The sequence below is a fragment of the Spirilliplanes yamanashiensis genome (genome assembly GCF_016863475.1).
GTDB classification, from domain to species: Bacteria; Actinomycetota; Actinomycetes; order Mycobacteriales; family Micromonosporaceae; genus Spirilliplanes; species Spirilliplanes yamanashiensis.
This window is the reverse complement of the sequence record NZ_BOOY01000016.1, coordinates 157,618-170,686: the sequence shown is the minus strand read 5'-3', so window position 1 is coordinate 170,686 and position 13,069 is coordinate 157,618. Positions and strand designations below refer to the sequence as shown.

Here is a 13,069-nt window from a genome sequence, read left to right as displayed (position 1 = left end):
CTCACCAGGTGGTCAGCAGCAGGTGGTTGACCAGCAGCGCGACCGCCGCCTGCACGGCCAGCCAGCCGCGCCGGTCGGCGGCGGGCAGCAGGGCCGCGCCGGCCGCCGCCCACACCGCGAACGGCAGCCAGATGCGTTCCACCTCCGCCTTGCTCAGCCCGCTGAGGTCCGCGGCCAGCACGGCGGCCGCGGCGCCGAGCGGGAGCAGCCGGTACGCGGCCGGGCCGCCCACGGCGGCCCGCCGCAGGACGGCGAACGCGGCGGGACCGGCCGCGACCGCCAGCGCCGCCAGGTTCGCCCACACCCAGTAGCCGTACGGGCGGTCGGCGGCGATGCCCTGGTAGTAGCGCTGCACGACCAGGTGGTAGCCGTCGAGCCACCAGAACCCGGCGGCCGCGAACGCCGCCGCCACCGCCGCGGCGCCGAGCGCGGCGGTCACCAGCTGCCGCCACCGCCGCGCCGCCAGGGCCGCCGCCAGCACGATCGGCGCCATCAGGACCAGGCCGTAGCTGAGGAACACGCCCGCGCCGAGCAGCACCCCGCCGAGCAGGGCGGGCCCGTGGGCGCGCCGGACCAGGCCGGCCGTCACCAGGGCGACGCCCGCCGCGGTGACGCCGGCGAACAGCCCGTCCGCGGAGACGCCCACCCAGACCGCGCCGGGGAACAGGACGGCGAACGGCACGGCCGCGCGCCCCGCGGCGTCGCCGCCGAGCAGCCGCGCCGTCTGCGGGACGGCCACCGCGGTGACGGCCCCGACGGCCACGCACGCGACCGCCGCCCAGCCGCCCCCGCCGAGCCCGGCCCGGTCGAGGCCGACGAAGACGAGCAGGGCGCCGGGCGGGTGCCCGGCGACGTGGGTCGTCCACGAGTCCGGGGACCCGTCGAGGATGCGGCCGCCGAACGCGCGCAGCAGCGCCGGCACGCCGGTCACCCCGGGCACCTCGTGCAGGTACTCGTGCCGGGTGGTCAGCCGGCCCGCCACCCCGCGGGCCCAGCCGTCGACCAGTGCGAGGGCGAGGATCCAGGCGGCCGCCGCCGCGTACGCCGCGGCCAGCAGCCGCCGCCACGCCAGGGCCGCCGCCACCTCGGGGCCGCGCCACACCACCAGCGCCGCCACCCCGAGCGCGAGCGGGGTGCCCGGCCCCAGGTGCGGCGACCAGTGCGCGAACAGCGGCGCCGCGCCGGCGTGCACCGGCCGGCCCGCCAGGTACAGCAGGCCGCCGGCGACGGCCGCGGCGGCGAACAGGGCGAGCGCGGCCGCCCCCGTCCACACGTCCGCCCGGCGGCCGGCCGTGCGGGCCGGCGTGCGGGCCGGCGCGGTCCTCATGCGCGCAGCGCGGCCCGGGCGAACTCGGCCATCCCGCCGTCCAGGCCCACCGCGGCCCGGAAGCCCAGCTCGGCCTCGGCGCGGGCCGGGGACGCCAGCACGTGCCGCACGTCGCCGAGCCGGAACTCGCCGGTCACCACCGGCTCCGGGCCGTCCATGGCGCGGGCCAGCGCCGCCGCCATCCCGCCGACGGTGGTGGCCACACCGGACGCGACGTTGTACGCCCGCCACCCGGCCGAGCGCGCGGTCGACGCCAGCGCCGCCACGTTCGCGGCCGCGACGTCGCGCACGTGCACGAAGTCGCGGCGCTGCCCGCCGTCCTCGAAGACCCGCGGCGCGGTCCCGGCCTCCAGGGCGGACCGGAAGATCGCGGCCACGCCGCTGTACGGGGTGTCCCGCGGCATGCCGGGGCCGTACACGTTGTGGTAGCGCAGCGCCGCGACCGATCCGCCGGTCCGGCGCGCCCACACGGCGGTGAGGTGTTCCTGCGCCACCTTCGTGGCGGCGTAGCCGCTGCGCGGGTCGAGCCGGGCGTCCTCGGTGACCAGTCCCGGCGCCAGCGGGGCGCCGCAGGCGGGGCAGCCCGGCTCGAAGCGCCCGGCGGCCAGGTCGGCGACGGGGCGCGGGGCGGGGGCGACCGGCCCGTGCGCGGGGCACGCGTAGGCGCCCTCGCCGTAGACCACCATGGAGCTGGCCAGCACCAGCCGGTGCACGCCCGCCCGGGCCATCGCGGCGAGCAGCACCGCCGTGCCGAGGTCGTTGCAGCCGACGTACTCGGGCAGGTCGTCCAGGTCGACGCCGGGCCCGACGAGCGCCGCCTGGTGCACCACCGCGTCGACGCCGGCCAGCGCCCGGCCGACCGCGGCGGCGTCGCGCACGTCGGCCCGCACGACGGGCTGGCCGGCGACCGTGCCGGGCAGCGGCCGGCGGTGGGCGGCCGGGTGTCCCGCGTCGAGCACGGTCACCCGGTGGCCCGCCGCGGCGAGCGCGACGGTCACGTGGGATCCGATGAAACCGGCGCCGCCGGTCACGAGCACATGCATCACGGCGCCGACCGTAGGGCGGCCCGGCGCCCGGCGGAACGGTCCGGGCGCAGCCGTCACCGGCCGGTAAGAACCGGCCGATCCGATCATCGTTTCGTAAGGGTTGTCCGGCCGGTGCCGCCGCTAGCTTTCCCAGCCATGACCGATGTGGTGCTGCCCTGCCGGGACGAGGCCCCGGCGCTGCCCGGGCTGCTGGCGCGGATGCCGGCCGGCTACCGGGTGATCGTGGCCGACAACGGCTCCGCCGACGGCTCCGCCGACGTGGCGCTGGCCCTGGGCGCCGTCGTGGTGCAGGTGCCCGAGCCCGGCTACGGCGCGGCCGTCCACGCCGGAGTCCTCGCCGCGGACCCCGCCGACGGCGTCGTCTGCGTCCTGGACGCCGACGGCTCGTTCGACCCGGCCGACCTGCCGGCGCTCGCCGGTCCGGTGCGCGCCGGCGCCGCCGACCTGGTGGTGGGGCGCCGCCGGCCGTCCGCGCGGGGCGCCTGGCCGGTGCACGCCCGCGCCGGCAACGCCGTGCTGGCGGCCCGGGTGCGCCGGGTCACCGGCCTGCCGGTGCACGACATCGGGCCGATCCGGGCGTGCCGCCGCGACGCCCTGCTCGCCCTCGGGCTGCGCGACCGCCGGTACGGCTACCCGCTGGAGCTGCTGCTGGCCGCGGGCCGGGCCGGGTGGCGGGTCCGGGAGGTCGACGTCGCCTACCACCCGCGCGCCGCCGGGACCCGGTCGAAGGTCACCGGGACGGTGCGGGGGACCCTGCGGGCGGTCCGCGACATGAGCGCGGTGCTGGCCCGGTGAGCGCCCACCTGCTGGTGCTCGCCAAGGCGCCCGTCGCCGGGCGGGTGAAGACGCGGCTGTGCCCGCCGTGCACCCCCGCGCAGGCCGCCGCCATGGCCGCCGCCGCGCTGGACGACACGCTGGCCGCCGGGACGGCCTGCGGGGCGCGCACCCGCACCCTGGTCGTCGACGGATCCCACCCCGCCCCGCCCGGGTGGGCCGTCCGGCCGCAGTGCGCCGGCAGCCTCGGCGAGCGGCTCGCCGCCGCGTACACCGGCGGGCCGGAAGGTCCGGTGGTGCTGGTCGGGATGGACACCCCGCAGCTGACCGCGACCCTGCTGGACGTCGCGGCGGCCGCCCTCGGGCACGCCGACGCGGTGCTCGGCCCGGCGGACGACGGCGGCTGGTGGGCGCTCGGGCTGCGCGAGACCGCCCACGCGGACGTCCTGCGCACCGTGCCGACGTCCACCGCGTGGACCGGCGCCCGCACCCTGGCGGCGCTGCGCGCCCTCGGCCTGCGGGTCGCTCTGCTGCCCCGGCTGCGCGACGTCGACACGATCGCCGACGCCCTCGCGGTGGCGCCGCTCTGCGCGCCGGGCAGCCGTTTCCCGGCGGCCCTGGCCCGCGTCGCCGCCACAGTCGTCCCCACCGCCGTCCCCACGGCCGCCGGGGTGGCGCGGTGAGCGGGGCGCTGCTCGACCGGCCCGTGCTGGCCGTCTACGAGGCGGCGCTGCGCCGGGCCGCCGCCGGCCGCCCCGCGCCGCTGGTGCTGCGCGACGACCGGGGCGGCGAGCACCTCCTCGACCCGGCCGCGTGGTGCCGGGCGGCGCTGCCCGGCGACCGGCTGCTGCTGACCGGCTGCGGCGGGCCCACCCTGGACGTCGGGTGCGGGCCCGGCCGGCTCACCGCCGCCCTGACCCGCCGGGGCCGGCCGGCGCTCGGCGTCGACGTCAGCGCCGCCGCGGTGCGGCTGGCCCGCCGGCGCGGCGCGGCCGCCCTGCTGCGCGACGTCTTCGCGCCGCTGCCCGGCCACGGCCGGTGGCGCCACGTGCTGCTCGCCGACGGCAACATCGGCATCGGCGGCGACCCGGCCCGGCTGCTGCGCCGCTGCCGGGACCTGCTGGCCCCGGACGGGCGCCTGCACGCCGAGCTCGCCGCGCCGGGGGAGCGCACCTGGTCGGGGACGGCCGGCCTGCGCGCGGCCGGCACGGACCGGGAGGAGACGTTCCCGTGGGCGGCCGTCGCCGTGCCCGACCTGCCCGCCCTCGCCGCCGCAGCCGGGCTGCGGGTGCTCACCATCGGAACGGAGGCGGACCGGTGGTTCGCGACGCTGACCCCGGCCTGACCCGGTGGCGCCGCCGGCGCCGGGCGCGGGCCCTGCTGCACCGGCCGCTGCCTGCCCCGCCGGATGCCCTGCGCCGCGGCCCGCTGCGCCCCGGCGCGTTCCCGTCGCCGCTGCGCTCGCCCCGGCTGGCCGGGCTGCTCGGCGCCGCCCTGGCCGTGGCGTTCGGGATCTGCTTCGTGACCGGGCTGATCAGCCACCTCGTCCAGCACCCGCCGGCCTGGTTCTGGTGGCCGTCGCGCCCCGCCGGGCTGTACCGGTTCACCCAGGGCCTGCACGTGGCGACGGGGCTGGCCACCATCCCGCTGCTCGGGGCGAAGCTGTGGGCGGTGACGCCGCGCCTGTACGCGTGGCCGCCCGCCCGCTCGATCGCCCACGCCGCCGAGCGGCTCGCCGTCGCCGCCCTGGTGGCCGCCGCCCTGTTCCAGGTCGTCAGCGGCGTGTTCAACGTCGCCCGCTGGTACGCGCCGATGCCGTTCTTCTTCACCGCCGGGCACTACTGGGTGGCGTGGCTGGCGGTCGGCGCCCTGCTGGTGCACGTCGGCGTCAAGCTGCCGGTGGCACGCCGGGCCGACCCCGGCCCCCGCACCCGCCCGGGCGGGCTGAGCCGCCGCGGCCTGTTCACGGCCGTCGGGATCGGCGCCGGGGTGGTCACCGCCGCCACGGTCGGGCAGACCGTCGCGCCGCTGCAGGACCTGTCGGTGCTGGCGCCGCGGCGGCCCCGCGACGGGCCCCAGGGCCTGCCGGTGAACCGAACCGCCGCGCAGGCCGGCGTCCGGGCCGGCCCGGACCACCGGCTGGTCGTCGCGGGCCCCGGCGGCTCGGTGACGCTCGGCCTGGCCGACCTGGCGGGCCTGCCGCAGCACACCGTGCGGCTGCCGATCGCCTGCGTGGAGGGCTGGAGCGCGACCGCCGACTGGACCGGCGTGCGCCTGCGCGACCTCGTCGCCCTCGTGGGCGCGGACCCCGCCACCGCGACGGTCGACGCGGAGTCGCTGCAGGCGCGCGGCCGCTACCGCGCCTCGACGGTGCCGCCGCAGCACGTCGGCGACCCGCTCACCCTGGTCGCGCTGCGCGTCAACGGCGGGGTGCTGCACCCCGACCACGGGTACCCGGCCCGGCTCATCGCCCCGAACCGCCCCGGCGTGCTGCAGACCAAGTGGCTGGCCCGGCTCACCGTGCGGGGCGGGTCGTGAGGCGCGCGCTGATCGTCGCCGGCGTGCTGGTGACGGGGTACGCGATCGCGGGCGCCGCCGGGGACCCGGACCTGTCGCCGGGCGGGGTGCTGGTGTTCCTGGTGGCCGTGCTCGTGGCGCACGACGCGGCGGTGATGCCCGCCGCGATCGGCGCCGGGGCGCTCATCACCCGGTGGGTGCCGCCGGACCACCGCACCCCGGTGCGGGTGGCGGCGCTGTGCTCCGCGGTCGTCACCGTCGTCGCGGTGCCGCTGCGGCTGGGCGCCGGCGGCCTGCCCCTGACCCGCCTGCTGGTCGTCCTCGCCGTGGTGTGGGCCGCCGCGGCGGCCGCGATCGCCGTCCGCGCCATCCGTAAGCATCTCGAAAGACGCGCGGCCGCCGCCGGTGGGTAACGTGCGGGGGTGCCCCACCACGTGCTCGTCGTCGACGACGACCCGACCGTCAGCGACGTCGTCCGCCGCTACCTGGAGCAGGACGGCTGCCGGGTGCGGCTGGCGTTCGACGGACCGGACGCGCTGGCCGCCGTGGCGGAACAGGTGCCGGACCTGGTCGTGCTCGACCTGATGATGCCCGGCATCGACGGCCTGGACGTGTGCCGCCGGCTGCGCCGCACCCTGCCGGACCTGCCCGTGGTGATGCTGACCGCGCTCGGCGAGGAGGCCGACCGGGTGGCCGGCCTGGAGGTGGGCGCGGACGACTACGTGACGAAGCCGTTCTCGCCGCGCGAGCTGGTGCTGCGGATCCGGTCGGTGCTGCGCCGGGCGGCGCCCGCCCCGGCGGCGGAGCCCGTGGTGCTCGCCGACGGCGACCTGGTGGCCGACACGGGGCGGCGGGTCGTGCGGTTGGGCGGGGCGCCGCTGGCGCTCACCGTCCGCGAGTTCGACCTGCTGGTGTTCCTGATGCGCCACCCGGCCCGGGCCTGGTCGCGGGCCGACCTGCTGGACCGGGTGTGGGGGTGGCAGTTCGGCGACCAGTCCACGGTCACCGTCCACGTGCGGCGGCTGCGGGAGAAGATCGAGGCCGACCCGGCCGCGCCGCGGCGCATCCTCACCGCGTGGGGCGTCGGCTACCGCTACGAACCGGCCGGCCCGTGACCGACCTGCTCCTGATCGCCCTGTACGCGCTGGCCGCGGGCGCGGCCGTCGGCGGCGCGGGCGCGGTCGCGCTGCGGCTGCTGCGCCGCCGCTCCGTCGCCGTGCACGTGTGCGTGCTGCTCGCGGTGACCGTCGTCGCCGTCGTCGCGGGCGTCGTCACCGTCGCCTGGGCCATGTTCCTGTCCCCGCACGACCTGCAGGTGGTGCTGCTGACCGTGGCCGCCGCCGCCGTCGTCAGCCTGGGCGTCGGCGCCGTCTTCGGCCGCCGGCTGGCCGCCGCGGCGATGTGGGCGGCCGAGGGCCGGGCCACCGAACGCCGCCTCGAGGCGGGCCGCCGCGACCTGGTCGCCTGGGTGTCGCACGACCTGCGCACCCCGCTGGCCGGGCTGCGCGCGATGGCCGAGGCGCTGGAGGACGACGTCGTCCGCGACCCGCAGACGGTGGCCGACTACCACCGCCGGATGCGCATCGAGACCGACCGGATGAGCCGGCTGGTCGACGACCTGTTCGAGCTGTCCCGGATCAACGCGGGCGCGCTGCGGCTCGCCGTGTCCACCGTCCCGCTCGGCGACGTGGTGTCCGCCGCCGTCGCCACGACCGCCCCGCTCGCCGCCGGGCGCGGCGTGCGCGTCCTGGCCCCCGAGTCGGGCTGGCCGGTGGTCGCCGGCAGCGAGCCGGAACTGACCCGGGTGGTGGCGAACCTGCTGGTCAACGCCGTGCGCTACACCCCGGCCGACGGCACCGTGCAGATCGCCGCCGGGGTGGACCACGACGACGCCTGGCTCGCCGTCTCCGACTCGTGCGGCGGCATCCCCGAGGCCGACCTGCCGCGCGTCTTCGACGTCGCTTTCCGCGGCGAGCGGGCCCGCACCCCGCAGCGCGCCGGCGCCCCCGGCGGCGGCCTGGGCCTGGCGATCGTGCGCGGGCTGGTCGAGGCGCACGGCGGCCGGGTGCACGCCCAGAACACCCACGGCGGCTGCCGCTTCGTCGTCCGGCTCCCGGCCGCGCCCGGCTGAGCCGGCTGCCGCAAGCGGACCTGAAGCGGACCGTAAGCGCGTCCGGGCAGGGTGGGACCCGTCGAGAAACGCACCGGCGGCACCGAGGAGTCAGGTCATGGAACTCAGCGTCAACACCTTCGTCAGCCTGGACGGCGTCATGCAGGGCCCGGGCAGCCCTGACGAGGACACCAGCGGCGGCTTCGACCGGGGCGGCTGGCTCGTCCCGCACAGCTCGGAGGGCCAGCTCGACCCGGTCGACGGCTGGTTCGCCCGGGCGGACGCCGTCCTGCTGGGCCGCACGACGTTCGAGCTGATGCGCGGCTACTGGCCGCAGGTCACCGACCCGGACAACCCGGTCGCCACCGCGCTGAACGGCGGCCGCAAGTACGTCGCCAGCACCACCCTCGCCGACGCCGACGCCGCCTGGGGCAACACCATCGTGCTGCGCGGCGACGTAGTCGAGCAGGTGCGCCGGCTCAAGGAGCAGCCCGGGGGCGAGCTGCAGGTGCACGGCAGCTGGCGGCTGGCCCGGTCGCTGCACGACGCCGGCCTGGTCGACGTCTACCGGCTGATCCAGTTCCCGGTGGTGGTGGGTGCCGGCAAGCGGCTGTTCGACGGCGCCGCGCCCGCGTCGTACCGGATCACCGAGTCGGCGGTGCTGCCCGGCGGCGCCGGGGTGGTCTCGCTGACCCTGCGACGGTCCGGCGACGCCCCGGCGGTGGGCGCGTTCACGGTGGTGGACGGCCGGGAGGCCATCGCCTGAGCGATGGCCTCCGGGTGTGCCGTGCGGGACCGGCCCGCCGCCGTCAGGCGGTCAGGGCCGGTTCGGCCGTCCGGGGACCGGCGGTCGCCCGGCGCGGCCGCGGCAGCCACCGGACCAGCGGGGCGGTGCCCCGGTTCGAGCCGTACACGATCAGGGTCAGGAAGATGCCGTACACCGGCAGGTGACCCAGCAGCTCGGTGCCGCCGAACAGCAGCAGGGTGGCGTTGAACGGGATGCCGGCGACCAGCACCGCCACCTGCGGCAGCGCGCCGGAGATCACCAGCAGGCCGAACAGCAGCTCGGTGGCCCCGGCCACGGCGACGAACGTGTCGGCGGGCACCTGGATGCCGACCAGGGCGAACACGTCGAGCTGGGGGAACAGGCGCAGCGTCTCGCGGGCCAGGGCCGGGTTGGCGAGCTTCTCGGCGAACGCGAGGGTGATGAGCGCGCCGCCCGCGCCGAGCCGCAGGCCGAGCAGCGCCCGGCGCAGCGCGTCCGCGGTCGGCTCCACCCGGCCGAACGCGGCGTCCGACGGCGGCACGAAGGCGAGGAACACGGCGACGCCGAGCAGGTCGAGCGCCGACAGCAGGCCGACCGGGCCGGTCAGCAGCAGCGCGAGCGGGCCGGCCAGGGCCAGGCCGATCGCGGCCGGGCGCAGCCGCACCCCGGTGATGAACCAGATGCCGAGCGCGCCCTCGAGCAGCAGCAGCGCCGAGCCGCCGGTCAGCCCGTCCACGCTCAGGTCGTGGGTGAGGAAGTGGCCGGAGACGGCGGCGGCGAGCAGCGACACGCCCAGGTGCACGGCGAGCAGCCGCGGCACGTACGGGGCGAGCCGGCCGAGCGGGGACAGCTGGGGCAGTTCGGGGCCGTTCGTCCAGCGCAGGGCGGCCCACCGCCACAGCACGGAGACGGCGACGACGGCCAGGACCAGCCCGAGGGTGACGGGGCGCAGCAGGAACGCCCAGTCGGTGGGGTAGCTGCCCGGGTTCTCGACGAACCACTTCTCGTGCGCGGCCGCCGGACTCGGCACGGCCAGCACGGCCGCGGCCGCCCCGGCGACGGCGGCGGCGCGCCCCAGCTGAACCCTCATCGTTCCCACTCCCTCGTCCGCGGGCCGCCCGGTGGGGCCCGTCGAGATGCCTGTCGTCCGGTCCCGCGGCGCCGTGAGCGCACCGGGACCAAGGTCCCGCCGGTTGGGGACCCGCGACCAGCCTGCCGCGGGGGCGGCGGCCCGGGGCAGGGTCCCCCGGCCCGGGCCGGGGGGTCCTCGGTCCCGTCAGGCGGGGGCCAGGCCGGCGTCGGCGAGGACGCGGCGGGCCAGCGACGAGCCGAGGAACGCCACGAAGGCGTCGGCGCCGGCGGTGTTCGCGCCGGTGCGGACGCGCACGGCGGTGTACTCGTCGGCGATGCGGTTGGCCTGGGCGAAGTCGACGGCGCGCACGTCGGCGCGGGCCGCCACGATGTCGGTGCGGTGCACCAGCGCGGCGTCGGCGGCGCCGGTGCGCACCCGGGCGAGGGCCTCGGCGGGGCCGGGCTCGACGGCGGCCGGGCGCACGTCGACCCGGGCGGCGGCGAGCGCGGAGCGGGCGGTGCGGCCGCACGGGGTGGTGTCGGCGCACAGCGCGACCCGCACGGCGGGCAGGTCGGCGACGCCGCCGACGGGGCCGGCGGGGTCGCGGGGCACCGCGATGACGATGGGGTTGCGGGCGACGACGGCCGGTTCGCCGCGGGCGTGCCCGGCGGTGACCAGGGCGGTGGCGGCCGCGTCGGCGGAGAGGAACACGTCGACGGGGGCGCCGTCGAGGATGTGCCGGGCGTGCTCGGCGCCGGCGCCGTACTCGACGGCGAGGGCGGTGTCCGGGTAGGCCTCCTCGAACTGGGGGAGCAGCACGGCCAGCGTGGCGCGCAGCTGGTCGGCGGCGTGGACGACGAGCGCGCCGCCGGGCGCGCCGGGCGCGCCGGAGGCGGCGGAGGCGGCGGGGGCGTGGTGGTGATGGCCCGCGGCCGACGGGGCCGCCGGTGCCGCGGGCGGCGGGGCCGGTGGGGCCGCGGGGGCGGCGGCGGGGCCGGAGCAGCCGGCCAGCAGCAGCAGGACGGCGGCCGGCAGCGCGGCGGCCGGCCGGGGCCTCAACGTCATGCGGCCTCCGTTCGGCGCCGGCCGGCCGGGGGGAGCGCCCCGGCCGGACGGCGGTGTCCGTCGCTGGTCAGCAGGCGCCCTTGTCGCGCCAGACGCCCCACTCGCCGGTGGTGCCGGGCTCCTCGCCCTGCGTCCACCACTGCGCGGTCCAGGCGCGGCCGCGGTGCGAGACGGTCATGCCGTTGGTGTAGACGGCCGAGGGGCTCCACGCGGCCCCGCAGGCCGGCGGGGGCGGGGGCGGGGGCGGCGGCTGGCTGCCCCCACCGCCGACGTTGACGTCGACGCAGGCGTAGAACGCCATCGGGGTGTCGTAGATGTTCCAGACGCCGAGGACGGTGTGCCGGCCGCCGGGCAGCCCGGTGACGTTGTGCGTCACGGTCTGCGGCGGCTGGGCGGCGTTGCCGCTGAACGTCTGGTGCAGGTTGCCGTCCACGTAGTACTGCCAGTTGAGCGTGCGGTGCATGGCCGTGTTGCGCCACGTGAACGACGCCGAGCTGCCGATCGACGCGACCCGCCAGCCGTGGTTGTTGTTGTCGAGCACGGTGAAGCCGGTGCCGCCGCTGCAGCTGCGCGAGCCCTTCGGCGCCTCGACGCTCTGCGGCTCGTACTGGATGCTGCCGCAGTCGGCGACGGAGCGGGTGGCGCACTGGTCCTGGCGGCTCGGCGGGTTGGTGATCCAGCCGTGGGCGCTGGCGGGGGAGGCCGGCAGCACGGCGACGATGAACGGAGCGGTGAGCAGGGCGGTGGCGAGCACCGCCAGTCTTCTTCGGAGGGTCATGACGCTCCTTCGGGCCGGGGGATGCCATCAGAGAACGTCAATACAGTTAACGTTGTCAACAGTTTGTCGCCCTGCGTGATCACATGGCGAAAAGACCCGTTTTACGAGCGATGCTCGTTAACATTCGCGGCGCCGCGCCGACCACCAGTAGTATTCTGCAAGTGGTCTGCGGAGGTGATGGCGAGTGGGTGAGACGCACCGGTCGGGCTGCCCGATCAACCTCTCCCTCGAGGTGTTCGGCGACAAGTGGTCGCTGCTCGTGCTGCGCGACATGATGTTCGGCAACCGGCGGCACTTCAACGAGCTGCTGAGCCGCTCGGAGGAGCGCATCGCCAGCAACATCCTCGCCGACCGCCTGAGCCGGCTCGTGCGCCTCGGGATGGTGTCGAAGGCGCCCGACCCCAGCCACAAGCAGAAGGTCGTCTACAGCCTCACCGAACCGGCCATCCAGCTGGTGCCCGTGTTCGCCGCGCTCGGCGCGTGGGGCCGGCGGCACCTGCCGGCGTCGCCGGAGCTGTCCGTGCGCGCCCGGCTGCTCGAGGAGGGCGGGCCGGCGCTCTGGGAGCGGTTCGCCGACGAGCTGCGCGAGCTGCACCTCGGCGCCACTCGCCCGCCCGGCACGCCCGGGGTCCTCGCCGAGCTGACCGCCGCCTACGAGCGGGAGGTCGCCCGCGGCTGACCCGCGCGCCAGTGGCGGATGCCGGACGCGACGGCCGCCCGGCGGCCCCCGCCGGTGCACGATGACCCGATGAGCACACGCATGAGCGACGCCATGGCCGGCCTGCGGGCGCGGCTGCGGCACGAACCGGCCGGCCGGCGGGTGCGGGCCCTGCTCGGCGGCCACGTCGTCGCCGACACCACCGGCGCCCTGCTGGTCTGGGAGCCCCGCCGGATCACCCCGGTGTTCGCCGTCCCCGCCGCCGACCTGCGCGCCGAGCTGACCCCCGCCGCCGCGTCCGCCGGGGACGGCCCCGAGCTGCTGCACCCCGGCATCCCGTTCGCCGTCCACTCCACCGCGGGCGAGGCGCTGACCGTCACCGCCGGCGGCGCCACCCGCCCCGGCGCGGCGTTCCGGCCCGCCGACCCCGACCTGGCCGGGCACGTCCTGCTGGACTTCGACGCCTTCGACTGGCTGGAGGAGGACGAGCCGGTCCGGGCCCACCCGCGCGACCCCTACCACCGGGTCGACGCGCGGGCCACCGGGCGCCGCGTGCGGCTGGAGCACCACGGGCGGCTGATCGCCGACACCACCCGCGCGGTGCTGGTGTTCGAGACCAGCCTGCCGGTGCGCTACTACCTGCCGCGCGCGGAGATCGCCGCCGAGCTGACGCCGAGCGCGCTGCGCACCTACTGCCCGTACAAGGGCGAGGCGAGCTACTTCTCGGCGCCGGAGCTGCCGGACGTGGCCTGGAGCTACCCCGACCCGCTGCCGGGCGCGCCGCCGATCGCCGGGCTGATCGCGTTCTACGACGACCTGCTGGAGGTGTCCGTCGACGGGGAGCGCCGGGGGCCGGTGGACACGCCGGTGACGCGCGCGCTGCGGGCCGAGTTCGGCGTCTGAGCGGTTCCATCCGTCGACTGTGGTCAATACACTCGATCCCTGCCGGACACCCG

General features: G+C 78.0%; 15 protein-coding genes. 10 read left to right on the top strand and 5 right to left on the bottom strand.

What is annotated here, in order from left to right; all coding sequences use genetic code 11:
• Nucleotide 1: 1 nt before the first annotated feature.
• Both Sya03_RS11670 and Sya03_RS11665 read right to left on the bottom strand, forming a co-directional pair.
• Nucleotides 2-1,327, bottom strand: a complete 1,326-nt coding sequence (locus Sya03_RS11670) for a hypothetical protein (RefSeq protein ID WP_239107370.1) — start codon at nucleotides 1,325-1,327, stop codon at nucleotides 2-4.
• A complete protein-coding gene (locus Sya03_RS11665; RefSeq protein WP_203938320.1) occupies nucleotides 1,324-2,370 on the bottom strand; it encodes an NAD-dependent epimerase/dehydratase family protein in 1,047 nt (348 codons plus the stop codon). Before Sya03_RS11665 ends, Sya03_RS11670 begins: the two co-directional genes overlap by 4 nt.
• A gap of 138 nt (nucleotides 2,371-2,508) precedes the next feature.
• Between Sya03_RS11665 and Sya03_RS11660 the strand changes: the two genes are divergently transcribed.
• The 8 genes from Sya03_RS11660 to Sya03_RS11625 all read left to right on the top strand — a co-directional run bounded on the left by Sya03_RS11660 (nucleotide 2,509) and on the right by Sya03_RS11625 (nucleotide 8,540).
• Nucleotides 2,509-3,168, top strand: a complete 660-nt coding sequence (locus tag Sya03_RS11660) for a glycosyltransferase family 2 protein (protein WP_203938251.1) — start codon at nucleotides 2,509-2,511, stop codon at nucleotides 3,166-3,168.
• Nucleotides 3,165-3,830 (top strand): TIGR04282 family arsenosugar biosynthesis glycosyltransferase, encoded by a 666-nt coding sequence (locus Sya03_RS11655; RefSeq protein WP_239107368.1) that lies wholly within the window; start codon nucleotides 3,165-3,167, stop codon nucleotides 3,828-3,830. The genes Sya03_RS11660 and Sya03_RS11655 overlap by 4 nt, the downstream gene beginning before the upstream one ends.
• A complete protein-coding gene (locus Sya03_RS11650) occupies nucleotides 3,827-4,492 on the top strand; it encodes a class I SAM-dependent methyltransferase (protein WP_203938250.1) in 666 nt (221 codons plus the stop codon). The genes Sya03_RS11655 and Sya03_RS11650 overlap by 4 nt, the downstream gene beginning before the upstream one ends.
• The gene (locus Sya03_RS11645) at nucleotides 4,465-5,685 is read left to right on the top strand and encodes a molybdopterin-dependent oxidoreductase (protein ID WP_239107366.1); all 1,221 of its coding nucleotides are present in this window, start codon (nucleotides 4,465-4,467) and stop codon (nucleotides 5,683-5,685) included. The genes Sya03_RS11650 and Sya03_RS11645 overlap by 28 nt, the downstream gene beginning before the upstream one ends.
• Nucleotides 5,682-6,077, top strand: a complete 396-nt coding sequence (locus tag Sya03_RS11640) for a hypothetical protein (protein WP_203938249.1) — start codon at nucleotides 5,682-5,684, stop codon at nucleotides 6,075-6,077. Before Sya03_RS11645 ends, Sya03_RS11640 begins: the two co-directional genes overlap by 4 nt.
• Before the next feature lie 9 nt (nucleotides 6,078-6,086).
• Complete coding sequence (locus Sya03_RS11635; RefSeq protein WP_203938248.1) at nucleotides 6,087-6,779, top strand: response regulator transcription factor; 693 nt, start codon at nucleotides 6,087-6,089, stop codon at nucleotides 6,777-6,779.
• Nucleotides 6,776-7,795, top strand: coding sequence for a sensor histidine kinase (locus tag Sya03_RS11630; RefSeq protein ID WP_203938247.1), 1,020 nt, complete (start codon nucleotides 6,776-6,778; stop codon nucleotides 7,793-7,795). Before Sya03_RS11635 ends, Sya03_RS11630 begins: the two co-directional genes overlap by 4 nt.
• Nucleotides 7,796-7,892: 97 nt before the next feature.
• Nucleotides 7,893-8,540, top strand: a complete 648-nt coding sequence (locus tag Sya03_RS11625) for a dihydrofolate reductase family protein (RefSeq protein ID WP_203938246.1) — start codon at nucleotides 7,893-7,895, stop codon at nucleotides 8,538-8,540.
• A 43-nt stretch (nucleotides 8,541-8,583) separates the two neighbouring features.
• Here Sya03_RS11625 and Sya03_RS11620 read toward each other — a convergent pair whose 3' ends face one another.
• The 3 genes from Sya03_RS11620 to Sya03_RS11610 form a co-directional block, all read right to left on the bottom strand.
• Entirely contained in the window at nucleotides 8,584-9,630 is a 1,047-nt protein-coding gene (locus tag Sya03_RS11620; protein WP_203938245.1) for a hypothetical protein, read from the bottom strand.
• Nucleotides 9,631-9,816: 186 nt separating this feature from the next.
• Nucleotides 9,817-10,677, bottom strand: coding sequence for a molybdate ABC transporter substrate-binding protein (modA, locus tag Sya03_RS11615; protein WP_203938244.1), 861 nt, complete (start codon nucleotides 10,675-10,677; stop codon nucleotides 9,817-9,819).
• 67 nt (nucleotides 10,678-10,744) lie between these two features.
• Nucleotides 10,745-11,455 carry a lytic polysaccharide monooxygenase gene (locus tag Sya03_RS11610; protein WP_203938243.1) on the bottom strand — a complete coding sequence of 237 codons (711 nt, stop codon included), beginning with the start codon at nucleotides 11,453-11,455 and terminating at the stop codon, nucleotides 10,745-10,747.
• Nucleotides 11,456-11,639: 184 nt separating this feature from the next.
• On the opposite strand from Sya03_RS11610, the gene Sya03_RS11605 reads away from it, so the two are divergent.
• Together Sya03_RS11605 and Sya03_RS11600 are read left to right on the top strand one after the other, a co-directional pair.
• Nucleotides 11,640-12,134 carry a winged helix-turn-helix transcriptional regulator gene (locus Sya03_RS11605; RefSeq protein WP_203938242.1) on the top strand — a complete coding sequence of 165 codons (495 nt, stop codon included), beginning with the start codon at nucleotides 11,640-11,642 and terminating at the stop codon, nucleotides 12,132-12,134.
• A gap of 69 nt (nucleotides 12,135-12,203) precedes the next feature.
• Nucleotides 12,204-13,016, top strand: coding sequence for a DUF427 domain-containing protein (locus Sya03_RS11600; protein ID WP_203938241.1), 813 nt, complete (start codon nucleotides 12,204-12,206; stop codon nucleotides 13,014-13,016).
• Nucleotides 13,017-13,069 lie beyond the last annotated feature (53 nt).